This window comes from Acinetobacter sp. TW_SC_4 (genome assembly GCF_054861205.1).
Window position 1 is genome coordinate 455,935 of record NZ_CM142174.1, and the last position, 26,104, is coordinate 482,038.

Genomic DNA, 26,104 nt, shown 5'->3' on the forward strand with positions numbered 1-26,104 from the left:
TCTCTCATGGCTGTTATTTATAAGATGTATTTAAAATACATCTTATAAAATGCTTTTACAATATAGTAAAAGCATAAAACCATAAAAAAGTTATGGGATATAAAAATATCCCATAAAAATGATGTTTTCGATCGGAGAAAGGAGGGTTATTTACGCCCGAAGAGGGAACCTAATAGACCACGCACAATTTTCTGGCCGGTACTACCACCAAGACTACGTGCTGCACTTTTAGCAAAGGTACCCACAATATCCTGAGTAAGTTTTTCACGTTGCTTAGCTGTACGTTCAGCTTCTTTTTGCTGTTCACGTGCCAAACGTTCCTGTTCCTTGGCTTGCTGTTTAGCTAGAACTTCCTGTTCTTTGGCTTGCTGCTTGGCAAGTTCCGCGGCTTGAGCCTGCTGCTGACGTTCCAGTACTTTTTGCTGTAGTATCTCATGCGCACTGTCACGGTCAACTTCCTGCTCATAAATACCAGCCACGATGCTTTGTTGCATCAGTGCCTTACGTTCTTCTGGTGTAATCGGGCTAAAAGAGGAATGTGGGGGCATGATCCAGCCACGTTCAACAATCTGCGGAGTCCCTTTTTCATCCAGACAGCTAATCAGCGCTTCACCCATAGCAAGTTCAGTAATCGCTTCCTGCACTTTAAATTCTGGATTGGCACGGAAGGTATCTGCCGCCGCTTTGACTGCCTTCTGGTCTTTAGGCGTAAAAGCGCGTAAAGCATGCTGAATGCGGTTGCCGAGTTGCCCTAATACGCTTTCAGGTAAGTCGAGTGGATTCTGGGTGACAAAGTAAATCCCGACACCTTTGGAGCGGATCAGACGCACCACCTGTTCAATCTTTTCCTGAAGGGCAGGGCTGGCATTATCAAAGAGTAGGTGGGCTTCATCAAAGAAGAACACCAGTTTCGGTTTGTTTAGATCACCCACTTCTGGTAACTGTTCAAATAACTCTGACAGCATCCATAGCAGGAAAGTGGCGTACAACTTCGGTGTGTTCATCAGCTTGTCGGCAGCCAGCAGATTGATATTACCGCGACCTTGGCTATCCGTTTGCAGGAAATCCATCAGGTCTAATGCCGGCTCACCAAAAAATTTATCCCCACCCTGATCAGCAAGCGCGAGCAGGTTGCGTTGAATCGCACCGAGACTGGCAGGTGAAAGATTGCCATATTCCACTTTAAAGTCTGCAGCATGTTCACTGACATAACTCAGCATGGCTTTCAGGTCTTTAAGGTCGATCAGTAACAGGCCCTGATCATCGGCAATCCGGAAGACTGCTGAGAGAACACCTTCTTGTGTGTCATTCAGGTTCAGGATGCGGGCAAGCAGAAGCGGCCCAATTTCAGAAATGGTAGTGCGGATCGGATGGCCCTGTTCGCCAAACAGATCCCAGAACACGACCGGCGAAGCTTCAAAAGGAAGTGAGTCAATATTCAGGCTTTTAATGCGTTCATCAAACTTAGGATTGCTTTCCCCCGGCTTGGCCAGGCTGGAAACATCGCCTTTGGCATCGGCAAGGAACACGGGTACACCAATGCGGGAAAAACTTTCTGCCAAAACTTTCAAAGTTACCGTTTTGCCGGTTCCGGTCGCGCCGGCAATTAGTCCGTGACGGTTGACAAGCTGTGAGTGCAGTACAATATCTTGCGTGGTATCACTGGTTTTTTTAGCAATAATGATTAGTGTGCCCATAAATTTTCCTATTGTTATTTATTCATTTTTAAGTTTTTTCATTTCTTGTAGTGCATGCTGAATATCTTCAATCAGATCTTCGGGATGTTCCAGACCAATACAGAAACGAACCAGAAAACCTTCTTTCAAATGTGAATGTTCAAGCACACGCATTTCTTTTAAGTTATATAGCATGACCAGACTGACAGGACCACCCCAGCTAAAGCCAAGCTTAAACAGTTGTAAGCTGTCACAGAAATTGCGAATATCTTGCAGCTTGTAGTTATTGTCAAAAATCACGCTGACCAGTCCGGCGCTGTGTTCTTGCTTGCAAATTTCTTTCCAGTATTCATGACCTGCGTTGTCAGCATCAGCCGGATGTAAGACCTGAACAAATTCTGGTTGCTGTTTGAGCCAGTCTAATAAGGTTAAACAGCTTTGTGATTGATGTTCATATCGGAGTTGCATCGATGCCAGACTACGTTGTACCTGAGCGACATCATCACCTGATACTGAAATACCCTGAATGGCATGCGCACGGAACAATTTATGGTGCAGTTCTTTATCGCGGGTCACTACTGAACCCATCAGGATATCACCGCCACCACTTGGATATTTAGTCAGGGCATGCACGGTCATATCGATACTTAAATGATCGTCACCAAAATCAAATGCATTAAAGGCAAGGCCTGCACCCCAGGTATTATCCAGCGCAGTGAGGATGTTGTTCGCTTGGGCCTTCTTGACCAAGCGACTCAAATCGGGAAATTCTAAAGTCACGGAACCTGCTGCTTCCAGCCAAAGCAGTTTGGCTTTTTTCGAGGGCTGAAAAGTATCTGCATCTATCGCATTATAGACTTTGACCTGAATACCATAGCGGGTTTCCAGATTGCGTAGATGTTCCATGTTTGGACCATAGATATTATCCGCAACCCACACTTCATCGCCCTGGCTTAAAAAACAAGAATTCACGAGATTAATCGCGGATAAACCACTCGGTGCCAGCAAACAATATTGACCACCTTCGATCTGGGCAATGCTATCGCCTAAGGTAAATGTCGTCGGTGTACCATGCGTGCCATAGCTATAGTCATAGTCATCAGTCCAATGGCGATTAAATAGGGCATCGGTGTTGTTAAAGACAATGGTGGATGCACGAAACAAGGGAGGTTGAATACTCGAAATGTATTGCGGGGCCTTTCGTGGTGCATGAATCAGCGCTGTTTGAGGATTTTTTTTCACGTGAATGCTCTTAAATGTAATCAAATATTGCTTTAGCTTAAGAGAATCTCATTATTGCTGCTAGTTATGTTGTGAAATGTTGAAAAAACAGACATTGCTAAAAAGTTGGCTTCATTTTTGCAAAACCTAAAATCAGAGAGCTACAACAAAAGGTTTAGGCGCATGAAGTCGCAGTTAAAAGTACATTATTTTCAGCATATTGCTGGCGAGGGCTTTGGTAGTTGTATTGATTTTTTAAAGCAGCATAAGGCGCAAATTACTGCGACTGAATTCTTTGCTTTACCCGTCGATCGTCCACTTGATATAGAAGCTTTACCAGCAGTTGAAGAAGTTGATTTGTTGATCATCATGGGAGGCACCATGAGCGTCAATGATGAAGCAAATTATCCATGGCTCAAGATCGAAAAACGCTGGTTACGCCGTTATCTTTCTCAAGGCAAGCCGACAATTGGTCTATGTTTAGGTGGGCAGTTGATTGCCAATGCCTTGGGTGCGGCCGTCAGCCGTAACCAGGAACAGGAGCTAGGCTGGACCACGGTACGCAAAGTCGCACATGTACCAGAGGATTGTTTTGTTTTACCTGAACAGTTTGAAATCATGCAATGGCATAGTGAAACTTTTGAACTTCCTAAGGGAGCGATTCATCTGGCAGAAAATGAAGCCTGTCGTAATCAGATGTATCAACTCGGCAAGAATGTCTTGGGTTTCCAGTTTCATCCGGAAATTACCCCGGAAACTTTAAAGCTGTTTTTGGAAAATGAAGAAGAAATTTCACAATTTTCTGGAAAATACGTACAGGACATTCAACAACTGAAAAGAACAACCAAAAATAATTTTATTCAAGGAAATCAAATATTAAACCAAGCCATTCAATATGTTTTGGAAAAAACGGCCTAGTGGGTAAAAAATAAACAATTGATTTCCCGAATAAATTGAAATACAGCAAGAAAAACCGTAAAAGGGATTTGCTTATGCAATAAACAATGGCTATAATAAGCGACCCTTCAATAGGAAGGGGGTTAACTGCGAAGAAAGTAGTTAACTATCGTTACAGTCGTGGCATCGATCACGACCTTAGTGATATTTCACTGCTCTTGACACTTGCCTTTAAATAGTGGGGTGAGATGCGTCAAGAGTGATTCTTTATATATTTGGCTTGGAGTTAACTGGTATGTCTAACCAGAGAATTCGTATCCGTCTTAAGTCTTTTGATCACCGTCTTATTGATCAATCAGCTCAAGAAATCGTAGAAACAGCAAAACGTACTGGCGCACAAGTTTGTGGTCCAATTCCAATGCCTACACGCATTGAACGTTTTAACGTTTTAACATCACCACACGTTAACAAAGATGCGCGTGACCAATACGAGATCCGCACTTACAAACGTTTGATCGACATCGTTCAACCTACAGACAAAACTGTAGATGCATTGATGAAGTTAGATCTTGCAGCTGGTGTTGATGTTCAGATCGCATTGGGTTAAGGCTTTCGGGTTAATTAACGCTCTAAGTTAATTAGGCCGCTTTTTTAGAGGTTTATGCACATGGCTATTGGTTTAGTCGGTCGCAAGTGCGGTATGACACGTATCTTTACAGATGCTGGTGTTTCTGTGCCTGTTACAGTGATTGAGGTTGATCCTAACCGCATCACTCAAATCAAAACGCTTGAAACTGATGGTTATCAAGCGATTCAAATCACTACTGGTGAACGTCGCGAATCTCGCGTAACTAACGCTCAGAAAGGTCACTTCGCGAAAGCTGGTGTTGCTGCTGGTCGTCTGGTTCAAGAATTCCGCGTTTCAGAAGCTGAGCTTGAAGGTCGTGAAGTTGGCGCTACTATCGGTGTAGATCTGTTCACAGTTGGTCAAATCGTTGATGTAACTGGTCAGTCTAAAGGTAAAGGTTTCCAAGGTGGTGTTAAGCGTTGGAACTTCCGTACTCAAGACGCTACTCACGGTAACTCTGTTTCTCACCGTGTTCTAGGTTCTACAGGTCAAAACCAGACTCCTGGTCGCGTGTTCAAAGGCAAAAAAATGGCTGGCCATTTAGGTGCTGAACGCGTAACTGTACAGGGTCTTGAAATTGTATCTATCGACGCAGAACGTTCAGTTCTAGTGGTTAAAGGTGCGATTCCTGGCGCTACTGGTGGCGACGTAACTGTTCGTCCTACGATCAAGGCCTGAGGGGAAATAACGTGAATTTAAATACTGTTTCCGGCTCTGCTGTTGAATTATCAGAAGTTGCGTTCGGTCGTGAATTTAATGAAGCTCTTGTACACCAAGTTGTTACAGCTTACTTAGCTGGTGGTCGTCAAGGTTCTAAAGCTCAGAAATCACGTGCAGACGTTTCTGGCGGTGGTAAAAAACCATTCCGTCAAAAAGGTACTGGCCGCGCTCGTGCTGGTTCTATTCGTAGCCCAATCTGGGTTGGCGGTGGTAAAACTTTTGCTGCTCGTCCACAAGACTGGTCTCAAAAAGTAAACCGTAAGATGTACCGCGGTGCTATGCAATGCATCTTGGCTGAACTTGTTCGTCAAGATCGCTTAGTTCTAGTTGAAGAGTTTGCTGTTGCAGCTCCAAAAACTAAAGAATTGCTTGCAAAACTTAACGACTTGAATGCTACTCGTGCATTGATCGTTACTGATGCTGTTGATGAGAACTTGTATCTAGCTGCTCGTAACCTTCCACACGTTGATGTGGTTGATGCGACTGCAATCGATCCTGTTAGCTTGATCGCGTTCGATAAAGTTGTTATGTCTGTAGCTGCTGCTAAGAAAATTGAGGTAGAACTCGGATGAACAACGAACGTTTATATCAAGTCCTGCAAGGACCTGTTTTCTCAGAAAAAGCACAAGTTTTAGGTGAAACTGCGGGTGTTCAAGTATTTAAAGTTGCACTTGATGCAAACAAACTTGAAATCAAAAAAGCAGTTGAACAATTGTTTGGTGTAGAAGTTGTTAAAGTTAACACTACGATCACTAAAGGTAAAACTAAACGCTTTGGTAAAACATTAGGACGTCGTTCTGATGTTAAAAAAGCATACGTCACCCTGAAAGCTGGCCAAGATGTTGAAATGGCTGACTTGGGCGATGCCGCTGAAAGCGCAGCGGAATAAGGACGAAAACTATGCCTATTCAAAAATGTAAGCCAACGTCTCCAGGACGTCGCTTTGTAGAGAAAGTGGTTCATGATCACCTTCACAAAGGCGCGCCTTATGCTCCACTAGTTGAAGCTAAAAAACGTACTGGCGGCCGTAATAACAACGGTCACATTACGACTCGTCACGTTGGTGGCGGTCACAAACAACACTACCGTTTAATCGACTTCAAACGTAACAAAGACGGCATTCCAGCTGTAGTTGAGCGTATTGAATACGATCCAAACCGTACTGCGCACATTGCGTTGTTGAAGTATGCTGACGGTGAACGTCGCTACATCATCGCGCCTAAAGGTTTACGCGCTGGTGATTCAGTTCAATCTGGTAACGATGCTCCAATCCGTCCAGGTAACTGCTTGCCACTTCGCAACATGCCTATCGGTTCTACTCTTCACAACATCGAACTTAAAATCGGTAAAGGCGCGCAGTTAGCTCGTTCAGCTGGTACTTCTGTTCAGTTGTTGGGTCGTGACGGTTCTTACGCTATCGTTCGTCTTCGTTCAGGCGAGATGCGTAAAATTCATGTTGAATGCCGCGCTGTGTTAGGTGAAGTATCTAACTCAGAAAGCAACCTTCGCTCACTAGGTAAAGCTGGTGCATCACGCTGGCGTGGTGTTCGTCCTACCGTTCGTGGTATGGCGATGAACCCAGTTGATCACCCACACGGTGGTGGTGAAGGGCGTAACAAAGGTATTCAACCTGTAAGCCCATGGGGTCAAAAAGCTAAAGGGTACAAAACACGTACCAATAAGCGTACGACTAAGATGATTATTCGCGACCGTCGCGTTAAGTAACAAGTAAAGGAATCTGACAATGCCTCGTTCTCTGAAAAAAGGCCCATTCGTCGATGCGCACTTGTTCGCTAAGGTTGAAGCGGCTATCGCGGCTAATAACCGTAAGCCGATCAAAACTTGGTCGCGTCGTTCGATGATCCTCCCGGATTTTGTTGGTTTAACAATTTCTGTACACAATGGCCGTAACCATGTTCCAGTGATCATCTCTGAACATATGGTTGGACACAAGCTTGGTGAATTTGCACCGACTCGTACCTACCGTGGTCACGGTGTTGACAAGAAATCTAAACGTTAATAGGTGCTATGATGGAAGTAACTGCTAAATTACGCGGTGCCGCTATCTCGGCACAAAAAGCTCGTTTGGTTGCAGATCTTATCCGCGGCAAATCTGTTGCGCACGCCCTTAACATCTTAAACTTCAGCAACAAAAAAGCTGCAGTATTGGTTAAGAAAGCGTTGGAATCTGCAATTGCAAACGCTGAACATAATAACAGTTTAGATGTAGACGACCTTAAAGTTTCTACGATCTACGTTGATGAAGGCATGAGCCTGAAACGTATTATGCCACGTGCTAAAGGCCGTGCAGATCGTATTACTAAGCGTACTTGTCACATCACCGTTAAGGTAGGGGTTTGATATGGGTCAGAAGGTTCATCCAATCGGTATCCGCCTAGGTGTTGTGAAACGTCATAACGCTAACTGGTATGCGAGTCCGAAACAATACGCTGAATACTTGCTTAAAGATTTGCAAGTTCGTGAGTTTTTAACTAAAAAACTTAAGAATGCAATGATCAGCAATATTCTTATCGAACGTCCAACAGGCGCTGCTAAAGTAACTATTAGCACTGCTCGTCCTGGTATCGTAATCGGTAAAAAAGGCGAAGACATTGAGAAATTACAACGCGAATTAACATCTATTATGGGTGTTCCTGCGCAAGTAAGTATCAACGAAATTGATCGTCCAGACTTAGATGCGCGTCTAGTTGCTGAAGCTATCGCTTCTCAATTGGAAAAACGTGTAATGTTCCGTCGTGCTATGAAGCGTGCGGTTCAAAACACTATGCGTGCTGGTGCGAAAGGTATCAAAGTAGAAGTTTCAGGCCGTTTAGGTGGTGCTGAGATTGCTCGTACTGAATGGTATCGTGAAGGTCGTGTACCTCTACATACTCTTCGTGCAGATATCGACTACGCGACTATGCGTGCTGAGACTACTTACGGTACGATTGGTGTTAAAGTTTGGATCTTCCGTGGTGAGATCTTGGGTGGCATGAAACAAGTCATGAACCCAGCTCCAGCTGAAGAACGTCCAGCTAAACGCGGTCGCGGTCGTGGTGAAGGTCAAGAGCGTCGTGGTCGTCGCAATGATCGTTCTGCTGAAAAAGGAGAATAATCCATGTTGCAACCTAAACGTACTAAATTCCGTAAGGTGCAAAAAGGCCGTAACACTGGTCTAGCTCACCGCGGTAGCTCAGTATCTTTTGGTACTATCGCACTTAAATCAATTGAACGTGGTCAAATGACTGCACGTCAAATTGAAGCAGCGCGTCGTACAATTAGCCGTCGTATTAAACGTGGTGGTAAAATCTTTATCCGTGTATTCCCGGACAAGCCAATTACTTCTAAACCACTTGAAGTGCGTATGGGTAAAGGTAAAGGTTCTGTGGAATACTGGGTTTGCCAAATCAAACCAGGTAAAGTCTTGTACGAAATTGATGGTGTTAACGAAGACCTAGCTCGCGAAGCGTTCACGCTTGCTGCTGCTAAACTTCCGTTTAAAACCACTATCGTGACTCGGACGGTAATGTAATGAAAACTAAAGATCTACGTGAAAAGTCGGTAGAAGAGTTGACAGCTTTGCTTGATGAGCAACAGCTAAACCAATTCCGTCTTCGTATGGCGAAAGCAACTGGTCAATTGGGTAAATCGCACGAAGTGCAATTGACTCGCAAGACTATTGCTCGTATCAAGACCCTCCTTACCGAAAAACAGGGGAACGGACAATGAGTGAAAATACAGTCCGCACGTTAACAGGCAAAGTAGTAAGCGACAAGATGGAGAAATCTATCGTTGTTCTTATCGAACGCCGTGTTCAACACCCGTTGTATGGCAAATCAATCCGCCGTTCAACAAAATTACATGCTCATGATGAGAACAACACAGCTAAAGTTGGCGACGTTGTAACCATTAAAGAAAGCCGCCCAATGTCTAAAACTAAGTCATGGACTTTAGTTGAAGTTGTTGAAGCAGCTGCTGAGTAATTAACGTTCTTGTTGCATCATCGGTCAATTTCGAGTACTCTTTGAGCCTTTCGAAATTGTGACCGGTGATGCTCGGTTTTGGAGTAGGGCAATGATTCAGACCGAAACTATGCTCGACGTAGCAGACAACAGTGGTGCTCGCCGCGTACAATGTATTAAAGTACTTGGTGGTTCACATCGTCGTTATGCTTCTGTTGGCGACATTATTAAAGTTACTGTAAAAGAAGCAATTCCACGCGCACGTGTTAAAAAAGGTGACGTGATGAATGCAGTAGTTGTACGTACAAAATTCGGTATCCGTCGTCCAGACGGTTCAGTGATTCGTTTCGACGATAACGCTGCTGTAATTTTGAACAACAACAAAGCGCCGATTGCAACTCGTATTTTCGGACCAGTGACTCGTGAACTTCGTACTGAACAGTTCATGAAAATTATTTCATTGGCTCCTGAAGTTCTATAAGAGGCGATCATGGCTAAGATTAAAAAAGGCGATCAAGTAATTGTGATCGCAGGTAAAGAAAAAGGCAAACAGGGTACTGTTCTGTCTGTTTCTAATGACCGCGTTAAGGTTGAAGGCCTTAACTTGGTGAAGAAGCATCAAAAGCCGAACCGTGTTACTGGCGCTGAAGGCGGCATCGTAACTCAAGAAGCTTCGCTTCACATTTCAAACGTGGCAATTTTTAATGCTACAACCCAAAAGGCTGACCGTGTTGGTTACCAAACGATTGATGGCGTGAAAACTCGCGTATTCAAATCTAATGGTGAATCAGTGGCGGTAGCGAAGTAATAGGTTGAAAAAGGCAATGGCCAGACTTAAAGCACGTTACAACGACGAACTTAAAGCTCAATTAAAAGAACAATTGGGAATTAAGAATGTGATGGAGATCCCTCGCATCACTAAAATCACTATCAACATGGGTGTTGGTGCAGCTTCTGCTGACAAGAAACTCCTTGATGGTGCTCTTTCTGATATGCAAGCTATCGCTGGTCAAAAACCAGTTCTTACGTTAGCTCGTAAATCTATCGCTGGTTTCAAAATCCGTGATGGTTGGCCGATTGGTTGTAAAGTTACTTTACGCGGCGAACGTATGTACGAATTCTTAGACCGTCTGATCTCGATTGCGATTCCTCGTATCCGTGACTTCCGTGGTTTCTCTGCGAAATCATTTGATGGTCGTGGTAACTACTCAATGGGTCTTAAAGAACAGATCATGTTCCCTGAGATCGATTTTGACAAGATTGACCGTATTCGTGGTATGGACATTACCATCACTACGACTGCTCGCACCGATGACGAAGGCCGTGCGCTAATGCGTGCATTCGGCTTCCCGTTCAAATAAGAGGTCGAAATGGCTAAGAAAAGTATGATTAATCGCGAATTGAAACGCGAAGCTACTGTTGCTAAATACGCTGCAAAACGTGCTGAATTAAAAGCAATTATTGCAAACGTAAATGCTTCAGATGAAGAACGTTTCGATGCGATGATGAAATTACAGGCATTACCACGTAATGCATCTCCAGTACGTCTACGTAACCGTTGTGGTTTAACTGGTCGTCCTCATGGTTACTTCCGTAAGTTCGGCTTAAGCCGTAACATGGTACGCGATAAAGTAATGCAAGGTGATGTACCTGGCGTTGTTAAGGCAAGCTGGTAAGGAGCACTATAAATGAGTATGCAAGATACCGTTGCCGACATGCTAACACGTGTTCGTAACGCACAAATGGCAAAGAAACAAACTGTTTCTATGCCTAATTCTAAGTTGAAAGTTGCGATTGCTAACGTACTTCAACAAGAAGGTTATATTTCAAACGTAGAAGTTGCTGAAGTTGAAGGCAAAGCAACTCTTACTTTGACTTTAAAATATTTTGAAGGCAAGCCAGTTATCGAAACTGTGAAACGCGTAAGCCGTCCAGGTCTACGTCAGTATCGCGGTAAAGATGCACTTCCAAGCGTTAAGCAAGGTTTAGGTATTGCAATTGTTTCTACAAGCAAAGGCATCATGACTGATCGCGCTGCACGTGCTGCAGGCGTTGGTGGTGAAGTTATTGCTTTTGTTTCTTAATAGGTGATTCCTCATGTCTCGTGTGGCTAAAGCCCCAGTAACTGTACCTAACGGTGTAACAGTTACTCAGAACGGCCGGCAGGTCGAAGTGAAAGGCAGCAAAGGTACATTGTCTTTCAACCTGCATGCGCTGGTCGAGCTAAAACAGGAAGACGGTACTCTAGTTATTGCTCCTAAAGCTGAATCTAAAGACGCTTGGATGCAAGCTGGTACTGCTCGCGCTGTGCTTAACAACCTTGTAAAAGGTGTAAGCGAAGGTTTCGAACGTAAGTTACAACTTATCGGTGTTGGTTATAAAGCTGCGGTTAAAGGTAACGTTGTTAACCTTAACCTTGGTTTCTCTCACCCGATCGACTATACGCTTCCTGAAGGTGTAACTGCTGAAACTCCAACTGCAACTGAAATCGTACTTAAATCTGCTGATAAAGCAGTTCTAGGTCAAGTCGCTGCAGATATCCGTGGTTACCGTCCACCAGAGCCTTATAAAGGTAAAGGTGTTCGTTATTCTGACGAAGTTGTACTTCGTAAAGAAGCTAAGAAGAAATAAGGCGCGAGGTTCTTATGAACGAAAAGAAACAATCCCGTTTGCGTCGTGCGAAAAGCACACGCTTGCACATCCGTGCATTGGGTGCGACTCGTTTGTGTGTAAACCGCACTCCGCGTCACATCTATGCTCAAGTTATCTCAGCAGATGGTGGCAAAGTATTAGCGCAAGCTTCTACTCTAGACGCTACTTTACGTGCGGGTACTACTGGTAACGTTGAAGCAGCTCAAAAAGTAGGTGCTTTAATCGCAGAACGCGCTAAAGCAGCTGGTGTTACTAAAGTTGCATTTGACCGTTCTGGTTTCAAATATCATGGTCGTATCAAAGCCTTGGCTGATGCTGCCCGTGAAAACGGCTTGGAGTTCTAATCATGGCTAAAGTTGAACAAAACGAAGGTCTTGTTGAAAAGCTGGTTGCCGTTGATCGTGTAGCCAAAGTTGTTAAGGGTGGTCGTATCTTCTCTTTCACAGCATTAACTGTTGTGGGTGATGGTAATGGTCGCGTAGGTTTTGGTCGTGGTAAAGCGCGTGAAGTTCCAGCTGCTATTTCTAAAGCACTTGAAGCTGCTCGTCGTAACATGATTACTGTTGACCTTGTTGATGGTACTGTTCAGCACCCTATCAATGCTCGTCACGGTGCAAGCCGCGTTTACATGCAACCTGCTTCTGAAGGTACTGGTGTAATTGCTGGTGGCGCGATGCGTGCAGTTTTAGAAGCTGTTGGCGTACGTAACGTATTAACTAAATGTTATGGCTCTACAAACGCTGCTAACGTAGTAAACGCGACTTTTAACGGTTTGCGTGATATGACTTCTCCTGAGAAAGTTGCTGCGAAACGTGGTTTAACAGTAGAACAAATTCAAGGGTAATCAATCATGAAAACGATTAAAGTTACCCAGACTAAATCTGCATCGCACCGCTTGAAAAATCACAAGCTGAGCCTGAAAGGTTTAGGTCTGCGTCGTATTGGTCATACTGTAGAAGTGCAAGATACGCCTTCTAACCGTGGTATGATCAACCAAGTCTACTATATGGTTAGTGTAGAGGAATAAGCCATGACTCTGCGTTTAAATACAATTGCACCTGCAGAAGGTGCTAAGCGTGACAACCTTCGTCTAGGCCGTGGTATCGGTTCTGGCGTTGGTAAGACTGGTGGTCGTGGTATCAAAGGTCAAAACTCACGTAAGAGCGGTGGTACTCGTCCAGGTTTCGAAGGTGGTCAAACTGCACTTTATCGTCGTTTGCCTAAATTCGGTTTCACTAGCCAATTGGCTTTGAAAACTGCTGAAGTACGTTTATCTGAGCTTGCTAAAGTTGAAGGCGACATCGTGTCTCTTGAAACTTTAAAAGCTGCGAACGTTGTACGTAAAGACATGACTCGTGCTCGTATCGTACTTTCTGGTGAAATTACTCGTGCATTCACTGTACAAGATGTTGCATTGACTAAAGGCGCTAAAGCTGCTGTTGAAGCTGCTGGCGGTAAAGTCGAGGAGTAATCCCCAGTGTCTATGACTCCTAGTTCTTCAGGTCATGTCAACATGATGAAAGGCCAACCATTTCATGTGAAATACCGTGAAATTATTCGTCGAATGATGTTTCTCATTGGTGCGTTGTTGGTGTTTCGACTAGGAGCGCATATTCCAGTACCAGGGATTAATAATGCCGCGCTAGAAAATCTGTTTAATGCAAACCAAGGTACCATCCTTGGTTTGTTTAACATGTTTTCGGGTGGTGCATTAGAGCGAATGTCGATTCTTGCTTTAGGGATCATGCCATACATCTCTGCATCGATTATTGTGCAGTTAATGTCTACAGTGGTTCCATCGCTCGAAGCTTTGAAAAAAGAAGGCGAGCAGGGCAAACGTAAGATTAACCAATACACACGACAAGGCACGCTGTTCCTTGCACTTGTGCAAGCAATTGGTATGTGTGCTGGCCTGATCAGCCAGGGAATTACCCTAACCTCTGGTCTGGCTTTTTATGTTCCTGCAGTAACCTCTTTGGTTGCGGGGACCATGTTCTTGATGTGGCTGGGTGAACAAATTACCGAGCGTGGGGTAGGTAATGGTATTTCCATGATCATCTTCGCAGGTATCGTTGCAGGATTGCCGACTTTAGTTATGCAGTCTCTAACTTCAGTTGATAATGGCCAGTCTAGTCTAATTGGACTAGCAATTTTTGGTCTGTTATCGATTGCTGTACTAGCAGCGATTGTGTTTATCGAGAAGGCGCAACGTCGTATTCCGGTGAACTATGCTCAAAAGCAGCAGGGACGTCGTGTATTTACTGCACAGCAAACACATTTGCCATTAAAAATTAATATGGCGGGTGTAATTCCGGCAATTTTTGCCAGCTCTTTACTTTTGTTCCCAGCGAGCTTAGGTCAATGGGTTGGTAGTTCGGATCCAAGTGCAGGAATTATCAAGCGTAGTCTACAAGACTTGGCATTGGTGTTATCGCCTGGTCAGCCGTTGTATTTGGTGCTCTTTGGTGCGTTAATTATCTTTTTCTGTTACTTCTATACAGCACTGGTATTTAGTCCTAAAGAAGTGTCAGAGAACTTGAAACGCAGCGGAGCTTACGTGCCTGGTATTCGTCCAGGTGAGCAAACTGCTCGTTACTTAGATCATATTCTCAATCGTTTGACCTTTATTGGCGCGATATACATCACTGTCATCTGTTTAATGCCGATGATTCTGCAAAGCTCTTTTGGTATTCCATTTAGCTTAGGCGGAACATCGTTGCTGATCGTGGTAGTGGTGGTGATGGACTTTATGGCTCAGCTTCAAGCACATCTCACCTCGCACCAGTATGACAATCAAACGTTAATGAGAAAAACGACTGCTCATCCTAAGGGATAAGCGCACTTAGAGGTTTCATCATGAAAGTACAAGCTTCTGTAAAGAAAATTTGTGGTAGCTGTAAAGTTATCCGTCGTAATGGGGTTATCCGCGTAATTTGTAGCGCAGAACCTCGTCATAAGCAGCGTCAAGGTTAATCTGATCAAGACCTGTTGATTTCAGTAGGCGAATTGGGTTATTATCCGCCCCTCAAGATTTTTGTGGGGCGGTTGATTATCTCTACTGCCTTTTTGGAGAAAATTGAATGGCTCGTATTGCCGGTGTAAACATTCCGGATAACAAGCATGCTGTTATCTCTCTAACGTACATCTTTGGTATTGGTCGCCACACTGCTAAGTCAATCTTAGCTGCTGCGGGTATCCCAACTACTACTAAGATCCGTGAATTAGATGACGCTCAGCTTGATGCGATTCGTGCAGAAATTGCCAAGGTTCCGACCGAAGGTGATTTACGTCGCGAAATTTCCATGAACATTAAACGTTTAATGGATTTAGGCTGCTACCGCGGTCTTCGTCATCGTCGCAGCTTGCCTGTCCGTGGTCAACGCACCAAAACTAACGCACGTACCCGTAAAGGTCCGCGCAAACCAATTAAGAAATAAGATTTCTGGAAGCTAAAAGATGGCTAAAGATACTCGCACACGCAAGAAGGTCACTCGTACCGTCTCTGAAGGTGTTGCACACATTCACGCTTCTTTTAATAACACCATTGTGACTATTACCGATCGTCAAGGTAATGCACTGGCTTGGGCCACTTCAGGTGGACAAGGCTTCCGTGGATCACGTAAATCAACTCCGTTTGCTGCTCAGGTAGCTGCTGAAGTTGCTGGTAAAGCAGCTTTAGATTACGGTTTGAAAAACTTGGACGTCCTTGTGAAAGGTCCTGGTCCAGGTCGTGAGTCTGCGGTTCGTGCATTAGGTGCAGTGGGTTATAAAATTAACAGCATTACCGATGTGACTCCAATCCCTCACAACGGTTGCCGTCCACCTAAAAAACGTCGCGTGTAAGGAGAAACATTCATGGCTCGTTATATTGGTCCAAAATGCAAACTCTCTCGCCGCGAAGGGACAGACCTGCAATTAAAATCTGGCGTTAAACCATTTGACGTCAAAACTAAAAAACACGCTAAAGCTCCTGGTCAACATGGTGGAGCTCGTGGCGGTAAACAATCTGAGTACTCACTACAATTACGTGAAAAACAAAAAGTACGTCGTATGTACGGTGTTTTAGAGCGTCAATTTAGTAACTACTACAAAGAAGCTGCTCGTGTTAAAGGCGCAACTGGTGAAAACCTGTTGAAATTGCTCGAAAGCCGTCTTGATAACGTTGTTTATCGCATGGGTTTTGGTTCTACACGTGCAGAAGCTCGTCAGTTAGTATCTCACCGTTCAATCACTTTAAATGGCCGCCGCGTTAACATCGCGTCTATCCAAGTTAAAGCTGGTGACGTGATTGCAGTTCACGAAGGCGCTAAACAACAATTACGTATCAAAAACGCAATTGAATTAGCTGCTCAACGTGGCATTCCTTCTTGGATGGAAGTAGATCATTCTAAACTAGAAGGTACGTTCAAAGCTGCACCGGATCGTTCTGATTTACCTGCTGAAATCAACGAAAGCTTGATTGTAGAATTGTATTCTAAATAATCCTTGAGGTAGCAATATGACGCGTACTGCAAATGAGTTTCTAACTCCGCAAGCGATCAAGGTCGAAGCGGCAAGCGGGACCTCGGCAAAAGTTATTCTAGAACCCTTAGAGCGTGGCTTTGGTCATACTCTGGGCAATGCTTTACGTCGCATCCTTCTTTCTTCTTTACCTGGCGCTGCTGTGGTAGAAGTTGAGATTGAAGGTGTTGAGCACGAGTACAGTACTTTGGAAGGCTTGCAGCAGGACATCGTCGAGCTCTTGCTGAACCTAAAAGGATTGTCTATTAAGCTGTTCGATCAAAATGAAGCTTATTTAACATTAGAGAAACAAGGTCCAGGCGACGTAACTGCGGCTGACCTTCGTTTACCTCATAATGTTGAAGTGGTTAACCCTGAACACTTGATCGGCACATTAAGTGCATCAGGCAATCTTAAGATGCGCCTGAAAGTGGCTCAAGGCCGTGGCTATGAGACTTCTGACTCACGTTTCCCAGAAGGCGAGACTCGCCCAGTGGGTCGTTTACAGTTAGATGCATCTTACAGCCCGATCAAACGTGTGTCTTACACAGTGGAAAACGCTCGTGTAGAACAACGTACTGACCTTGATAAACTGGTCATTGATCTTGAAACCAACGGTACAGTTGATCCTGAAGAAGCAATCCGCAAAGCGGCAACAATCTTGCAACAACAAATTGCAATCTTTGTTGATCTTCAGAAAGATCAAGCTCCTGTGGCTCAAGAACCTCGTGAAGAAGTTGATCCAATTTTGCTTCGTCCAGTAGATGATCTAGAGCTAACTGTTCGTTCTGCTAACTGTTTGAAAGCAGAAAACATTTACTACATTGGTGATCTTGTACAGCGTACTGAGGTTGAGTTACTTAAAACTCCTAACCTTGGTAAAAAATCGCTTACTGAGATCAAAGATGTTCTGGCTTCCAAAGGCTTACAACTCGGCATGCGTTTAGAGAACTGGCCACCAGCTAGTCTCCGTATGGACGATCGTTTCGCCTATCGTAGCCGTTAATTAAGTAGGACTATCACCATGCGTCATCGTAATAGTGGTGTGAAATTAGGCCGTACAAGCAGTCATCGTAAAGCGATGTTCCAAAACATGGCTAACTCTTTGTTCGAGCACGAGTTGATCAAAACAACTGTGCCTAAAGCAAAAGAATTACGTCGTGTTGCTGAGCCTTTAATCACTTTAGCTAAAGTCGATACAGTAGCAAACCGTCGTTTGGCGTTTGCTCGTACTCGTTCAGCTGCAACTGTTGGTAAATTATTTACCGTTCTTGGCCCTCGTTACAAAGAGCGTAACGGCGGTTATCTACGTGTTCTTAAAGCGGGCTTCCGTGCAGGTGATGCTGCACCGATGGCTTACGTTGAGCTAGTAGATCGCGAAGTTAACTAATTTCGTGTAGAGCAGCAAACGTTGTTCGAAAAGGTCGGTTGAATAAACCGGCCTTTTTTATTGTCTTGCATTTACCCATTATCAGGCAGTTTAGAAATTTGTCCTGAAAAGATAAGAAAATAATCACTTTTATTCAAACTTGACATTGTGTATTGTCAATTTTGTGATTTAATAAAATATATGACAATGCTCAGGTAAAAGAAGAATATGGAAAAGCAAGTTGATATTTTAATTGTAGGCGCGGGGATCTCGGGAATTGGTCTGGCGGCCCATCTTTCTAAACATAGTCCTCAACGCTCATTCGAAATTATTGAACGTCGCGAAAGCTTTGGCGGTACGTGGGACCTGTTTAAATATCCTGGTATCCGTTCAGATTCGGACATGTCGACTTTTGGCTTCAACTTTAAGCCTTGGAAAAAAGAAAGTGTATTGGCTTCTGGCTCGGCAATTAAAAATTATCTTGCAGAAGTGGTTCAGGAATTTAACTTGAGCTCAAAAATTCATTTTCAACATCGCGTCGTTAGTGCCAATTATGATTCAGCGACACGTAAATGGTCAGTCGTAGCTGAAAACGCTCAGGGCAAAAAGCAGACCTGGATCGCTAACTTTGTTCTTGGCTGTACGGGTTACTACAATTATGATCAAGGCTTCCAGCCGGAATTCCCGCATCAGGAAGCATTCAAAGGTACATTTATTCACCCGCAGCATTGGCCTGAAAATCTGGACTATAGCGGAAAAAAAGTAGTGATTATTGGCAGTGGTGCGACAGCAATAACATTAGTTCCAGCCATGGTGAAAGGCGGTGCAGGGCATGTGACCATGTTACAACGCTCTCCCACCTATATCGCCTCAGTTCCTTCGATCGACATGATTTACTCAAAAATGCGTAAATTATTGCCAGAAGATGTGGCTTATAAGCTGACCCGTGCGCGTAATATTGGCATGCAGCGTGGTATCTATGCACTCGCACAAAAACAGCCAAAACTACTGAAAACCTTATTATTGAAATCTGTACAGTTTCAGTTGAAAGGGAAAGTGGATATGAAACACTTTACCCCGAATTATGAACCTTGGGATCAGCGCCTATGTGTAGTGCCAGATGGGGATTTATTCAAAATCCTGCGTGAAGGTCATGCATCTGTAGAAACAGATCATATCGAGAAATTTACTGAAACTGGGATTCAGCTGAAATCAGGTAAATATCTGGATGCGGATATTATTGTGTCTGCTACTGGTTTAAATATTCAGATTCTGGGTGGTATTCAGGCCACGATGGATGGCAAGCCTTTGGATACGTCGAAGCATATGCTGTATCAAGGGGTCATGCTCAGTGATGTGCCAAATATGGCGCTGATTATTGGTTATATCAATGCTTCCTGGACCTTGAAAGTGGATATTGCCGCAGAATATATCTGCCGTCTGCTCAATTATATGGATCAGCATGGTTATGATGAAGTGATTCCAGAAGGGGATGCTACGGAATTACTTGAAGATACGGTGATGGGTAGTTTAACTTCAGGCTATATTGCCCGTGCCGCAGATGTGATGCCGAAACAGGGTAAGCATGCACCTTGGAAAGTATCTAATAACTACTTGGCAGACCGTAAAGAGCTTAAAACGGCATCTTTTGAAGATGGAGTATTGAAATTCAAATCGAAATCCAGTGCTGTGCCAGCCAAGCCAAGATTGGTGTCTTAAGTATAGACATAGATAAAAGGAGTACCTGATGTACTCCTTTTTCATATTTCAAATTAGAGTGATCTGGAAATCAGTTCCTTCATGATTTCATTGGTTCCTGCATAAATGCGGTTCGCGCGATTATCCAGATACGCTCGTGCAATCGGATATTCTAGTATATAGCCATAACCGCCATGCAGTTGCAGGCATTCATCAACCACTTTGCTATACAGTTCAGAAATTTTGCATTTAGCAGCTGCGGCAGCATCAATTCCCAATTCCTGAGTAAGCTGTAGTTGCATACAACGGTCCAGATAAGCCCGACAAATTTCAATTTCGGTACGCAGTTCTGCCAGTTTAAAACGGGTATTTTGAAAAGCGCTGATCGGTTTGCCAAAGGCTTGACGTTCTTTGGTGTATTTCACTGTATGTGCGAATGCCGCTTCTGCCCCTGCCTGACATATGATGGCCACAATTAACCGTTCCCAAGCCAGTTCTTTCATCAGCATCATAAAACCCATGTCTTCCTGACCTAGCAGGTTTTCTTTAGGCACACGGACATTGTCAAAGAACAGTTCACAGGTATCCTGACCTTTCATGCCGATTTTATTTAAGGGTTTACCTTTACTAAATCCTGCACGATCTGCTTCGACCATAATTAAGGAAAGGTTAGCAGAGCCTTTCTCGCTATGGCCCGTTTTACATACCACAATTGCCATATCACAAAGATAGCCATTGGTAATGAAGATTTTAGATCCATTAATCACATACTCTCCACCCTCTAATACCGCACTAGTACGTACTGCCTGCAGATCTGAGCCAGTTCCGGGTTCGGTCATCGCAATTGCTGTGACCACTTCACCTGTTGCCATTTTCGGGAGCCATTGTTGCTTTTGTGCTTCATTGCCAAAGTTCAGAATATAATTGGCCACGATATCGGAGTGCAGTGAAAATCCTGTCGCAGAGTCGCCTGCATAGGCCTGTTCCTCAATCAGAATCATACTATAGAGACGATCTACGTCAGAACCGCCATAAGCTTCAGGCATCGTGGCACAGAGAAGGCCAAGTTCACCGGCTTTATTCCAGAGCTCACGATCGATATGCTGTTGCTGTTCATATTTTTCTGTATGAGGAGTCACTTCCTTTTCATAAAATTTACGGACCGTCTCCCGAAAGGCTTCATGTTCATCATTGAAAAGTTGACGTGGCAGCATGCTGGCCAATGGACGGATCGCGCTCGAATGCATCTTATAATTCCCTTATTGTGATGTTTTATTTAACTTAAGATAGAGCAGACGAGGGAGCAATGAGCTGAATGTTCAAATCTGGGGAATCTGCTGATGCTTTTGGTCATTTGTATGAAATACCTCGAAATTCAGCAATGGCTTAAGGTAAACTACTCAGGTTTGTAACGAGTTGGGAAAATTCGATGACTGATGACATCACCTTAGAAGAGCGCAAAGTGATTTATCGCGCGCGTCGTGGCTTGAAAGAGATCGATGTATATTTTGATCCCTACGTGAAAAACTATTATCTCAATGCTGATCCCTTCGAAAAACAGATGTTTGCTGAGCTGGTTGCACAGGAAGATCCGGACCTGCTGGACTGGTTTATGGAAGTGTCAGAACCCCCACGCCCTGAATTAAAAGATTTTATCAAGAAACTTAAATTTTACGTTCATGGATAATCGCTGTTTCAGGCTGAAACGCAGTAAGTGTGCACTGGTGTTTCAGCTTTTTATTTTTGCTGTATTGATGTTCCTGCTGTATCAGTTATTGCCTGTGACAATTTGGCTGGTTTGCGGCGTCATCGGTCTGGTCATTTACCAGTTGTTTTATCGTAAGACACCGCACATTGAGCAGTTTGAATATCTGGATGGACGTGAATGGTCACTGACTACAGCTGCACAAGGCACACGGCGAGTATTGATCAGTCACGTGATTGATCACCAAGCTTATATCGTGGTGTATTTCCAGCATGCAAAAGCACGTCCGTTGCTCATCTGGTGTGATCAGTTACCTTTTAAACAATGGAAGTCTTTGAAAGTTTTAACAAAAATACTTTAATTGTCCGACAAATGAGATTCCGAAATTTTAAATAAATTGATTAAAAATAAATATTTATACGCTAATCCCGCTTAAATTGTCAGACAAAAAAATTATATTTCTCTGTAAAAACAATGAATTGTCTGACAATTTTTCAGCTGCTTTTTTTATAAGCAGGTACATTTAACTCACCAACAGCGAACACAGGAGATCATGATGGAATTTCCAATGTGGATGTTTTTGATCGTTGCGATTGTGATGGCCCTAGTCATAGGACGGCTGGGAACGGTGCTGAAGGACAGATTTTCACCTAAATAACAGAATTAAGCTCGAGAACCTATTTTCTTCTCGACTTGCCAAGTTGATAAGTAGCATGTGCTGAACCGTCGCAATGCTACTTTTTTTTTGCCCAAAATTTGGGATTTTATCTACTACAGTCAATTGAAGCTGGGCGATTTAATGGCAAAGTGTCTGGTCTAAATTAGAGTAAATACTCTTTTATTCGCTATATGCTTCTGATATGTTTAGCAGAATAATGGACATAATCACAATTATAGAGGACAGGAAAATGTCGAGCGTCCGAAAAATATGCCAAGGTATGGCGACCATTGCAATAACAACAACAGTTCTAACAGGATGTTCTCAGGTCATTAAAACCGGTGCCAATGTGGCGCTGGGTTTCACTGAAAAGCATATTGTTCCACCAATCCTGGCGATGGATGATGCCGAGATGGTGTGTAATTCCGGGAATTCTTTAACACCGGCCATCATGTCGACTAAAGAAATGGGGGCTGATCCGACTCGTGTCGCAGTACTGATGTATTCTGCAGCCGGAATTTGTGCCGAGCAGAAAGCACTGGATGCAGAGCTACGGTATCTGCGTGCTTCTAAAGTCAACCAGGTGACTGAAGCTCAGGATGCGCGGATTGAGCAGAAACGCTGGGCTGCATTGGCTGCACAACGCCAGTACACGGGTTATCAGTTATTTCAGACCCGTTATGAGAAAAAATATAAAAAAGCGCTGGGTGAAGACTGTCCACGCATGAACAGTGATATTGAACAGACAGTTTATCTGCTGGGCATGCTGAGTGGCTTGCAAGCCATGACCAATGACATTAACTCGGGTGGGGCCGTACAAGTACCTAAAGATATTGCGGCTGTGGTTGAGCGTGGCATGACCTGTCTGGATAATACCAAATTCTGGGGCGCGCCAAATGCAACCCGTGCTGTCATCTGGACTTTATTGCCAGGGGCAGGTGATGGGAAACCTGATCCTTACCAAACTCTGAAACAGTCAGTACAAATTGGTGAGCAAAAAGGTGTACGTTTATCACATGCCTTATATGCTGTAGCCGCACAGGCCAGTGGGGATGATGCCAAAATTCGTGATGCATTAAGAACTTTTGATCAGGCACGTAGTGATGAAAAACCGGTCAATCCTCAGTTCAAGCTGATCGACAGTATGGCTGCCATTATGGTGAATGGTATTTCTGACCGTTACTGGACTGAAAATACCGGTATTCGTAGTGCAGATGATGGCATGCAGACCTTCTGGGATGAAACAGATAATTCCTCAGAACTGGATGATCTGTTTAGCGCTGACCTATAATTTAATCAAAAATCAAGTGAATGATGCTCATAGGGGTCATTTTCAATATGCTGAAAGGAGTTCAAGGAGCCGATGCAAGATCAACATCTTCGACGAAAAATTATTTTTCTGGCGGCTTTTGTCTCTCTTTCAGCGAGTTTGCAAATCTTTAACGATGCTTTCATCTACTGGCAGGAAAGCCTGCTCGGAGAATTCTGGCGGCTCTGGACTGCGCACTGGGTGCATGTCGGCTGGGCCCATTATTTTCTGAATATTCTTGCCTTTATCTGTTTGCCTTTCATTTTTCCCCGTGCATCTGTGTGGCATTTCGTCTCAATCCTTTTGATTCTGCCACCGTTGATCAGCCTGAGTTTTTATTTTTTCCTGCCAAATATTGAAGCATATGCAGGACTATCCGGGGTATTACATGGGGCCTATGTCGCAGTCGCCTGTGTGCATCTGCTTTATCAACGTGAACGTGGATTTGCCGTACTGGTATTATTTTTAATCTTTGCCAAACTAATTTGGGAAAATACCATTGGAAATCAGGAAACTGCACAACTTATTGGCAGTCCGGTACTGGTCGAAGCGCATTTGTTAGGGGTGATCTGGGGAGTGGTAGTCGCATTGCTCTATATCTTGGGTAACTATGTTGGGGATAGCTGAAACTGTTGGCAGAAAAGACAAAAAGAAAAGATAAATTGTCATTTTTATTCTGCTGATTTTCATGCAGAGTCAAAACAGCAAATAATAATACTGACCCTTGTAAAGGAATTTTCGGGGCAGACAGAAAGACCAGCGCTTAAAAGAATGTAAGGCGCGAAAACAAGAATAGGAAAATACATGTACAACGATAATCAAAACAGATCAGGATTAGGTCTGTTACGTTATATCTGGACAGAGTGGATCTCGACCTTTGTCGTGCTCATCTTGCTCTTACTGACCTTAGTGATTGGAACCGGGGAAATGATTCATGGTCAGTTACTGCGTATGGGCGAGCGTCTGTATGGTGATCCGGCGACAGGCATGCAATATTCGTTTTTGCGTGCTGAACCGAAAGCACCACAATGTGATCGTAATATTAATGTCGATCAAAAAGTTCAGGAGCAGATAAAAGCAGATGCCGCCGATGAATATGCCGATTTCTTCGGTGTACGTTCTGAAGCGGATGTGCGTGCTGCAGTTATGCAGGCACAACAGGTCTGTGAAGAGTCCTACCAGTTCTATGACAAGGCGATGACGCATATTGAAGCGCATCCAAGTATTCGCGCTTATCGCAGTTTTGAAACCTCATTCTTTGGCATTTTCAAGTTTGGGACTGAAAACCGTGCCTTACTGTTGATTATCATGGTGGTATTTGCTGCAATCAGTGCGACATTAAAAACCCATCATATCGGTCTACGTAGCCTAGCCACCCGTATCGATTTCAAAGTCTATTCCGTGGCGATGCTGATCGCGAACAGTTTCCTAGTCTATTCTTCCTATAGCCAATATATGTCGGTGCTGAATTCTGGGGTGCCGATGGGAGACATGAAGTATGTCTACTGGCTATGGATGATTCTCTTTGGAACATTGACCCTGATCAGTTTGTACCAAGTCATTAAGCCACCTCAGGCGACCCGAGAAGGGGGTAGTTTCGGACTGGCTTTCTTAAGCGTGCCACTGTATGCCTATATGGCCATCAGTACCGGGTTTAACTTTGTCTTCTTGATGGATTACCCGATGGGTCAGGGCATCTATCTGGGGCAACTGGTTGAATTTTCGAGCATCTTCCTGAATCTAGCCTTATTTATCTGGGCCGGTATGTTGCTGAAACAAACCCGTGTCGTAGACATGTTCCTGAATATCCTGCGTCCATGGAATCTGGCTCCAGAAACCTTGACCTGGTTAATCCTGCTGGCAGCTGCATTACCTACTGCTTATACCGGTGCATCCGGGATCTTCGTGATTGCTGCCGGTGCGATTATCTATAAGGAAGTTTGGAATGCCGGTGGTCGCCGTCAGTTTGCCTTGGCAGCAACCGCCATGTCGGGTTCACTCGGTGTGGTATTACGTCCATGTCTATTAATTGTTGTGGTGGCTTCATTGAACAAGGAAGTGACGACAGATATGCTGTATCACTACGGTGTCTACGTCTTCTTGCTCAGTTCAACATTGTTCCTGATCATTTCGCTATTCTTTGCTGAAAGCAAGTTCCGTATTGCTGCGCCTGGTCTGGCTGCACCACAGTCTGCACGTGCCTTTGTAAACGTGATTCCTTATATCGTGATTTTCATCCTGATCTGGCTGTTCTACAAATATGCCTTGTCTACAGATCTGAATGAATTTACGGCACCTGTCATGATGCCAGTCATTCTGTTGATGATCGTGCTATTTGATAAGTTACGTCATGAGCCTGCACCATTACCGCCAATGGGACATTGGGATGAAACCTTAACTACCACCTTAGGTTCAGCAAATACGCCTGCAATGGCGACCGCGGGTACAGCCATGAATGCTGAATATCGTGAAGCAGAGCATATTGAGCAGCAGGGCAGTGAGCTGGCTGTAGACCATGGTGTAAAACGTTCGACTGTTGGTGAAAGCTTGCGTCAAGTCGGCTTCTGGAAATCATTACACATTTCGACCAGTGAAACGGTTGGACACATTGGTGCGCTGGTGATCCTGATGGCACTGTCTGTCAGTGTGGGTGGCCTGCTGGAACGTATGGAAATTATGGAAGCGTTCCCGACAGATATCAGCAGTACCATTCTGGTGATTTCCATGATTGTTGGCCTGATGGTGTTCGTTGGCATGATTATGGACCCATTCGGCGCAGTGATCCTAATTTCAGCAACGGTTGCACCAGTCGCCTATCAGTATGGAATTCATCCGGTGCACTTCTGGATGATTACCTTGATTGGTTTCGAGCTGGGTTATGTGACACCACCAGTTGCCCTGAACCATCTGTTAGCAAGGCAATCCATTGGTGATGCGGAGGTGGCCGAGGCGGATGCAGAAGTTCGACATAAGTCCTTCTATTACCGTTACGAGCGCTGGATTTTACCGATGATCGTGTTACTGCCAGCGATGCTGATCATTGCCTATGTACCTTATGTATTTAAACTCTTCGGCTGGTATCAGTAATTTAAGCAAATAAAAAAAGCAC

The 26,104-nt window shown here is 44.2% G+C and carries 37 protein-coding genes and 1 pseudogene; 35 read left to right on the forward strand and 3 right to left on the reverse strand.

All coding sequences use genetic code 11. The features are described 5' to 3' along the window. Positions 1-146: 146 nt before the first annotated feature. Both ACWM1W_RS02125 and ACWM1W_RS02130 read right to left on the reverse strand, forming a co-directional pair. The gene (locus ACWM1W_RS02125) at positions 147-1,697 is read right to left on the reverse strand and encodes a helicase HerA-like domain-containing protein (protein WP_375725881.1); all 1,551 of its coding nucleotides are present in this window, start codon (positions 1,695-1,697) and stop codon (positions 147-149) included. Positions 1,698-1,715: 18 nt separating this feature from the next. After that, positions 1,716-2,918 carry a PLP-dependent transferase gene (locus tag ACWM1W_RS02130; RefSeq protein WP_375725880.1) on the reverse strand — a complete coding sequence of 401 codons (1,203 nt, stop codon included), beginning with the start codon at positions 2,916-2,918 and terminating at the stop codon, positions 1,716-1,718. A 162-nt stretch (positions 2,919-3,080) separates the two neighbouring features. Between ACWM1W_RS02130 and ACWM1W_RS02135 the strand changes: the two genes are divergently transcribed. The 30 genes and pseudogenes from ACWM1W_RS02135 (at position 3,081) to ACWM1W_RS02280 (ending at position 19,344) form a co-directional block, all read left to right on the forward strand. Beyond that, the gene (locus tag ACWM1W_RS02135; RefSeq protein ID WP_034169664.1) at positions 3,081-3,815 is read left to right on the forward strand and encodes a type 1 glutamine amidotransferase; all 735 of its coding nucleotides are present in this window, start codon (positions 3,081-3,083) and stop codon (positions 3,813-3,815) included. A gap of 274 nt (positions 3,816-4,089) precedes the next feature. Next, the gene (rpsJ, locus tag ACWM1W_RS02140) at positions 4,090-4,401 is read left to right on the forward strand and encodes a 30S ribosomal protein S10 (protein WP_000070912.1); all 312 of its coding nucleotides are present in this window, start codon (positions 4,090-4,092) and stop codon (positions 4,399-4,401) included. Positions 4,402-4,461: 60 nt separating this feature from the next. Continuing rightward, positions 4,462-5,100 (forward strand): 50S ribosomal protein L3, encoded by a 639-nt coding sequence (rplC, locus tag ACWM1W_RS02145; protein WP_005233737.1) that lies wholly within the window; start codon positions 4,462-4,464, stop codon positions 5,098-5,100. An 11-nt stretch (positions 5,101-5,111) separates the two neighbouring features. Then, positions 5,112-5,714 carry a 50S ribosomal protein L4 gene (gene rplD / locus ACWM1W_RS02150; protein ID WP_004786925.1) on the forward strand — a complete coding sequence of 201 codons (603 nt, stop codon included), beginning with the start codon at positions 5,112-5,114 and terminating at the stop codon, positions 5,712-5,714. After that, positions 5,711-6,031, forward strand: a complete 321-nt coding sequence (gene rplW / locus ACWM1W_RS02155) for a 50S ribosomal protein L23 (protein ID WP_004786923.1) — start codon at positions 5,711-5,713, stop codon at positions 6,029-6,031. The genes rplD and rplW overlap by 4 nt, the downstream gene beginning before the upstream one ends. Positions 6,032-6,042: 11 nt before the next feature. Next, positions 6,043-6,867 (forward strand): 50S ribosomal protein L2, encoded by an 825-nt coding sequence (gene rplB / locus ACWM1W_RS02160; protein WP_005233738.1) that lies wholly within the window; start codon positions 6,043-6,045, stop codon positions 6,865-6,867. Between the two features lie 19 nt (positions 6,868-6,886). After that, the gene (rpsS, locus tag ACWM1W_RS02165; protein ID WP_004673001.1) at positions 6,887-7,162 is read left to right on the forward strand and encodes a 30S ribosomal protein S19; all 276 of its coding nucleotides are present in this window, start codon (positions 6,887-6,889) and stop codon (positions 7,160-7,162) included. A gap of 11 nt (positions 7,163-7,173) precedes the next feature. Beyond that, complete coding sequence (rplV, locus tag ACWM1W_RS02170; protein ID WP_001982638.1) at positions 7,174-7,503, forward strand: 50S ribosomal protein L22; 330 nt, start codon at positions 7,174-7,176, stop codon at positions 7,501-7,503. 1 nt (position 7,504) lies between these two features. Beyond that, positions 7,505-8,321 (forward strand): annotated as a pseudogene (gene rpsC, locus ACWM1W_RS02175) (30S ribosomal protein S3). After that, complete coding sequence (rplP, locus tag ACWM1W_RS02180; protein ID WP_004786917.1) at positions 8,261-8,674, forward strand: 50S ribosomal protein L16; 414 nt, start codon at positions 8,261-8,263, stop codon at positions 8,672-8,674. Before rpsC ends, rplP begins: the two are co-directional and overlap by 61 nt. Further along, the gene (rpmC, locus tag ACWM1W_RS02185; RefSeq protein ID WP_004786915.1) at positions 8,674-8,871 is read left to right on the forward strand and encodes a 50S ribosomal protein L29; all 198 of its coding nucleotides are present in this window, start codon (positions 8,674-8,676) and stop codon (positions 8,869-8,871) included. Before rplP ends, rpmC begins: the two co-directional genes overlap by 1 nt. Continuing rightward, complete coding sequence (rpsQ, locus tag ACWM1W_RS02190; RefSeq protein WP_004786913.1) at positions 8,868-9,125, forward strand: 30S ribosomal protein S17; 258 nt, start codon at positions 8,868-8,870, stop codon at positions 9,123-9,125. The genes rpmC and rpsQ overlap by 4 nt, the downstream gene beginning before the upstream one ends. 91 nt (positions 9,126-9,216) lie before the next feature. Next, positions 9,217-9,585: a 50S ribosomal protein L14 gene (rplN, locus tag ACWM1W_RS02195; protein WP_001982634.1), complete on the forward strand. Its 369-nt coding sequence runs from the start codon at positions 9,217-9,219 to the stop codon at positions 9,583-9,585. Positions 9,586-9,594: 9 nt separating this feature from the next. Continuing rightward, positions 9,595-9,912 (forward strand): 50S ribosomal protein L24, encoded by a 318-nt coding sequence (gene rplX, locus ACWM1W_RS02200; protein ID WP_004786911.1) that lies wholly within the window; start codon positions 9,595-9,597, stop codon positions 9,910-9,912. Positions 9,913-9,928: 16 nt separating this feature from the next. Beyond that, positions 9,929-10,465, forward strand: coding sequence for a 50S ribosomal protein L5 (gene rplE, locus ACWM1W_RS02205; protein ID WP_004786908.1), 537 nt, complete (start codon positions 9,929-9,931; stop codon positions 10,463-10,465). A 9-nt stretch (positions 10,466-10,474) separates the two neighbouring features. After that, positions 10,475-10,780 carry a 30S ribosomal protein S14 gene (rpsN, locus tag ACWM1W_RS02210; protein WP_004786907.1) on the forward strand — a complete coding sequence of 102 codons (306 nt, stop codon included), beginning with the start codon at positions 10,475-10,477 and terminating at the stop codon, positions 10,778-10,780. A 12-nt stretch (positions 10,781-10,792) separates the two neighbouring features. Then, positions 10,793-11,188: a 30S ribosomal protein S8 gene (rpsH, locus tag ACWM1W_RS02215; RefSeq protein ID WP_004786905.1), complete on the forward strand. Its 396-nt coding sequence runs from the start codon at positions 10,793-10,795 to the stop codon at positions 11,186-11,188. Between the two features lie 13 nt (positions 11,189-11,201). Next, entirely contained in the window at positions 11,202-11,735 is a 534-nt protein-coding gene (rplF, locus tag ACWM1W_RS02220; protein WP_004786903.1) for a 50S ribosomal protein L6, read from the forward strand. Between the two features lie 14 nt (positions 11,736-11,749). Next, a complete protein-coding gene (gene rplR / locus ACWM1W_RS02225) occupies positions 11,750-12,100 on the forward strand; it encodes a 50S ribosomal protein L18 (protein WP_004281497.1) in 351 nt (116 codons plus the stop codon). Between the two features lie 2 nt (positions 12,101-12,102). After that, positions 12,103-12,600: a 30S ribosomal protein S5 gene (gene rpsE, locus ACWM1W_RS02230; RefSeq protein WP_004786901.1), complete on the forward strand. Its 498-nt coding sequence runs from the start codon at positions 12,103-12,105 to the stop codon at positions 12,598-12,600. Between the two features lie 6 nt (positions 12,601-12,606). Then, complete coding sequence (gene rpmD / locus ACWM1W_RS02235) at positions 12,607-12,783, forward strand: 50S ribosomal protein L30 (RefSeq protein WP_004786899.1); 177 nt, start codon at positions 12,607-12,609, stop codon at positions 12,781-12,783. A gap of 3 nt (positions 12,784-12,786) precedes the next feature. Continuing rightward, entirely contained in the window at positions 12,787-13,227 is a 441-nt protein-coding gene (rplO, locus tag ACWM1W_RS02240; RefSeq protein WP_448765095.1) for a 50S ribosomal protein L15, read from the forward strand. 45 nt (positions 13,228-13,272) lie between these two features. Continuing rightward, complete coding sequence (secY, locus tag ACWM1W_RS02245) at positions 13,273-14,592, forward strand: preprotein translocase subunit SecY (RefSeq protein ID WP_171505548.1); 1,320 nt, start codon at positions 13,273-13,275, stop codon at positions 14,590-14,592. A gap of 20 nt (positions 14,593-14,612) precedes the next feature. Continuing rightward, positions 14,613-14,729, forward strand: a complete 117-nt coding sequence (gene rpmJ, locus ACWM1W_RS02250; protein ID WP_000867907.1) for a 50S ribosomal protein L36 — start codon at positions 14,613-14,615, stop codon at positions 14,727-14,729. 107 nt (positions 14,730-14,836) lie between these two features. Beyond that, positions 14,837-15,193: a 30S ribosomal protein S13 gene (gene rpsM, locus ACWM1W_RS02255; RefSeq protein ID WP_004786893.1), complete on the forward strand. Its 357-nt coding sequence runs from the start codon at positions 14,837-14,839 to the stop codon at positions 15,191-15,193. Positions 15,194-15,212: 19 nt separating this feature from the next. Further along, on the forward strand, positions 15,213-15,599 hold the full coding sequence (rpsK, locus tag ACWM1W_RS02260) for a 30S ribosomal protein S11 (protein WP_001040166.1): 387 nt from the start codon (positions 15,213-15,215) through the stop codon (positions 15,597-15,599). 12 nt (positions 15,600-15,611) lie between these two features. Beyond that, a complete protein-coding gene (rpsD, locus tag ACWM1W_RS02265) occupies positions 15,612-16,238 on the forward strand; it encodes a 30S ribosomal protein S4 (RefSeq protein ID WP_004786890.1) in 627 nt (208 codons plus the stop codon). A gap of 16 nt (positions 16,239-16,254) precedes the next feature. After that, positions 16,255-17,262, forward strand: a complete 1,008-nt coding sequence (locus ACWM1W_RS02270) for a DNA-directed RNA polymerase subunit alpha (protein ID WP_004786889.1) — start codon at positions 16,255-16,257, stop codon at positions 17,260-17,262. A gap of 18 nt (positions 17,263-17,280) precedes the next feature. Beyond that, positions 17,281-17,646, forward strand: a complete 366-nt coding sequence (rplQ, locus tag ACWM1W_RS02275) for a 50S ribosomal protein L17 (protein WP_004786886.1) — start codon at positions 17,281-17,283, stop codon at positions 17,644-17,646. A 207-nt stretch (positions 17,647-17,853) separates the two neighbouring features. Further along, complete coding sequence (locus tag ACWM1W_RS02280) at positions 17,854-19,344, forward strand: flavin-containing monooxygenase (RefSeq protein WP_159122625.1); 1,491 nt, start codon at positions 17,854-17,856, stop codon at positions 19,342-19,344. A gap of 53 nt (positions 19,345-19,397) precedes the next feature. Here ACWM1W_RS02280 and ACWM1W_RS02285 read toward each other — a convergent pair whose 3' ends face one another. Beyond that, the gene (locus ACWM1W_RS02285; protein ID WP_313397526.1) at positions 19,398-20,570 is read right to left on the reverse strand and encodes an acyl-CoA dehydrogenase family protein; all 1,173 of its coding nucleotides are present in this window, start codon (positions 20,568-20,570) and stop codon (positions 19,398-19,400) included. 182 nt (positions 20,571-20,752) lie between these two features. Here ACWM1W_RS02285 and ACWM1W_RS02290 point away from each other — a divergent pair, with 182 nt between their 5' ends. The 5 genes from ACWM1W_RS02290 to ACWM1W_RS02310 all read left to right on the forward strand — a co-directional run bounded on the left by ACWM1W_RS02290 (position 20,753) and on the right by ACWM1W_RS02310 (position 26,082). Further along, positions 20,753-21,010: an FAD assembly factor SdhE gene (locus ACWM1W_RS02290; protein ID WP_005233752.1), complete on the forward strand. Its 258-nt coding sequence runs from the start codon at positions 20,753-20,755 to the stop codon at positions 21,008-21,010. Next, positions 21,003-21,389 carry a hypothetical protein gene (locus ACWM1W_RS02295; RefSeq protein ID WP_375725879.1) on the forward strand — a complete coding sequence of 129 codons (387 nt, stop codon included), beginning with the start codon at positions 21,003-21,005 and terminating at the stop codon, positions 21,387-21,389. The genes ACWM1W_RS02290 and ACWM1W_RS02295 overlap by 8 nt, the downstream gene beginning before the upstream one ends. A gap of 547 nt (positions 21,390-21,936) precedes the next feature. Continuing rightward, positions 21,937-22,977 carry a hypothetical protein gene (locus ACWM1W_RS02300; protein WP_034169657.1) on the forward strand — a complete coding sequence of 347 codons (1,041 nt, stop codon included), beginning with the start codon at positions 21,937-21,939 and terminating at the stop codon, positions 22,975-22,977. Positions 22,978-23,049: 72 nt separating this feature from the next. After that, the gene (gene rrtA / locus ACWM1W_RS02305; RefSeq protein ID WP_005233757.1) at positions 23,050-23,622 is read left to right on the forward strand and encodes a rhombosortase; all 573 of its coding nucleotides are present in this window, start codon (positions 23,050-23,052) and stop codon (positions 23,620-23,622) included. A 177-nt stretch (positions 23,623-23,799) separates the two neighbouring features. Further along, positions 23,800-26,082: a TRAP transporter large permease subunit gene (locus tag ACWM1W_RS02310; protein WP_034169656.1), complete on the forward strand. Its 2,283-nt coding sequence runs from the start codon at positions 23,800-23,802 to the stop codon at positions 26,080-26,082. Positions 26,083-26,104: the final 22 nt, after the last annotated feature.

What these genes read in the sequence shown, in the direction of transcription:
- rpsN (WP_004786907.1), top strand. Translation starts at nt 10,475, where the DNA reads ATGGCTAAGAAAAGTATGATTAATCGCGAATTGAAACGCGAAGCTACT.
- rplB (WP_005233738.1), top strand. Translation starts at nt 6,043, where the DNA reads ATGCCTATTCAAAAATGTAAGCCAACGTCTCCAGGACGTCGCTTTGTA.
- rpsS (WP_004673001.1), top strand. Translation starts at nt 6,887, where the DNA reads ATGCCTCGTTCTCTGAAAAAAGGCCCATTCGTCGATGCGCACTTGTTC.
- rrtA (WP_005233757.1), top strand. Translation starts at nt 23,050, where the DNA reads ATGCAAGATCAACATCTTCGACGAAAAATTATTTTTCTGGCGGCTTTT.
- rpmJ (WP_000867907.1), top strand. Translation starts at nt 14,613, where the DNA reads ATGAAAGTACAAGCTTCTGTAAAGAAAATTTGTGGTAGCTGTAAAGTT.
- rplO (WP_448765095.1), top strand. Translation starts at nt 12,787, where the DNA reads ATGACTCTGCGTTTAAATACAATTGCACCTGCAGAAGGTGCTAAGCGT.
- ACWM1W_RS02285 (WP_313397526.1), bottom strand. Translation starts at nt 20,570, where the DNA reads ATGCATTCGAGCGCGATCCGTCCATTGGCCAGCATGCTGCCACGTCAA.
- ACWM1W_RS02270 (WP_004786889.1), top strand. Translation starts at nt 16,255, where the DNA reads ATGACGCGTACTGCAAATGAGTTTCTAACTCCGCAAGCGATCAAGGTC.
- rplE (WP_004786908.1), top strand. Translation starts at nt 9,929, where the DNA reads ATGGCCAGACTTAAAGCACGTTACAACGACGAACTTAAAGCTCAATTA.
- rplN (WP_001982634.1), top strand. Translation starts at nt 9,217, where the DNA reads ATGATTCAGACCGAAACTATGCTCGACGTAGCAGACAACAGTGGTGCT.
- rpsM (WP_004786893.1), top strand. Translation starts at nt 14,837, where the DNA reads ATGGCTCGTATTGCCGGTGTAAACATTCCGGATAACAAGCATGCTGTT.
- ACWM1W_RS02295 (WP_375725879.1), top strand. Translation starts at nt 21,003, where the DNA reads ATGGATAATCGCTGTTTCAGGCTGAAACGCAGTAAGTGTGCACTGGTG.
- ACWM1W_RS02290 (WP_005233752.1), top strand. Translation starts at nt 20,753, where the DNA reads ATGACTGATGACATCACCTTAGAAGAGCGCAAAGTGATTTATCGCGCG.
- ACWM1W_RS02280 (WP_159122625.1), top strand. Translation starts at nt 17,854, where the DNA reads ATGGAAAAGCAAGTTGATATTTTAATTGTAGGCGCGGGGATCTCGGGA.
- rplP (WP_004786917.1), top strand. Translation starts at nt 8,261, where the DNA reads ATGTTGCAACCTAAACGTACTAAATTCCGTAAGGTGCAAAAAGGCCGT.
- ACWM1W_RS02135 (WP_034169664.1), top strand. Translation starts at nt 3,081, where the DNA reads ATGAAGTCGCAGTTAAAAGTACATTATTTTCAGCATATTGCTGGCGAG.
- rplF (WP_004786903.1), top strand. Translation starts at nt 11,202, where the DNA reads ATGTCTCGTGTGGCTAAAGCCCCAGTAACTGTACCTAACGGTGTAACA.
- ACWM1W_RS02300 (WP_034169657.1), top strand. Translation starts at nt 21,937, where the DNA reads ATGTCGAGCGTCCGAAAAATATGCCAAGGTATGGCGACCATTGCAATA.
- rpsK (WP_001040166.1), top strand. Translation starts at nt 15,213, where the DNA reads ATGGCTAAAGATACTCGCACACGCAAGAAGGTCACTCGTACCGTCTCT.
- rpsH (WP_004786905.1), top strand. Translation starts at nt 10,793, where the DNA reads ATGAGTATGCAAGATACCGTTGCCGACATGCTAACACGTGTTCGTAAC.
- rplQ (WP_004786886.1), top strand. Translation starts at nt 17,281, where the DNA reads ATGCGTCATCGTAATAGTGGTGTGAAATTAGGCCGTACAAGCAGTCAT.
- rplX (WP_004786911.1), top strand. Translation starts at nt 9,595, where the DNA reads ATGGCTAAGATTAAAAAAGGCGATCAAGTAATTGTGATCGCAGGTAAA.
- rplC (WP_005233737.1), top strand. Translation starts at nt 4,462, where the DNA reads ATGGCTATTGGTTTAGTCGGTCGCAAGTGCGGTATGACACGTATCTTT.
- rpmD (WP_004786899.1), top strand. Translation starts at nt 12,607, where the DNA reads ATGAAAACGATTAAAGTTACCCAGACTAAATCTGCATCGCACCGCTTG.
- rplV (WP_001982638.1), top strand. Translation starts at nt 7,174, where the DNA reads ATGGAAGTAACTGCTAAATTACGCGGTGCCGCTATCTCGGCACAAAAA.
- secY (WP_171505548.1), top strand. Translation starts at nt 13,273, where the DNA reads ATGAAAGGCCAACCATTTCATGTGAAATACCGTGAAATTATTCGTCGA.
- rpsD (WP_004786890.1), top strand. Translation starts at nt 15,612, where the DNA reads ATGGCTCGTTATATTGGTCCAAAATGCAAACTCTCTCGCCGCGAAGGG.
- ACWM1W_RS02310 (WP_034169656.1), top strand. Translation starts at nt 23,800, where the DNA reads ATGTACAACGATAATCAAAACAGATCAGGATTAGGTCTGTTACGTTAT.
- rplW (WP_004786923.1), top strand. Translation starts at nt 5,711, where the DNA reads ATGAACAACGAACGTTTATATCAAGTCCTGCAAGGACCTGTTTTCTCA.
- rpmC (WP_004786915.1), top strand. Translation starts at nt 8,674, where the DNA reads ATGAAAACTAAAGATCTACGTGAAAAGTCGGTAGAAGAGTTGACAGCT.
- rplR (WP_004281497.1), top strand. Translation starts at nt 11,750, where the DNA reads ATGAACGAAAAGAAACAATCCCGTTTGCGTCGTGCGAAAAGCACACGC.
- rpsJ (WP_000070912.1), top strand. Translation starts at nt 4,090, where the DNA reads ATGTCTAACCAGAGAATTCGTATCCGTCTTAAGTCTTTTGATCACCGT.
- ACWM1W_RS02125 (WP_375725881.1), bottom strand. Translation starts at nt 1,697, where the DNA reads ATGGGCACACTAATCATTATTGCTAAAAAAACCAGTGATACCACGCAA.
- rpsQ (WP_004786913.1), top strand. Translation starts at nt 8,868, where the DNA reads ATGAGTGAAAATACAGTCCGCACGTTAACAGGCAAAGTAGTAAGCGAC.
- rpsE (WP_004786901.1), top strand. Translation starts at nt 12,103, where the DNA reads ATGGCTAAAGTTGAACAAAACGAAGGTCTTGTTGAAAAGCTGGTTGCC.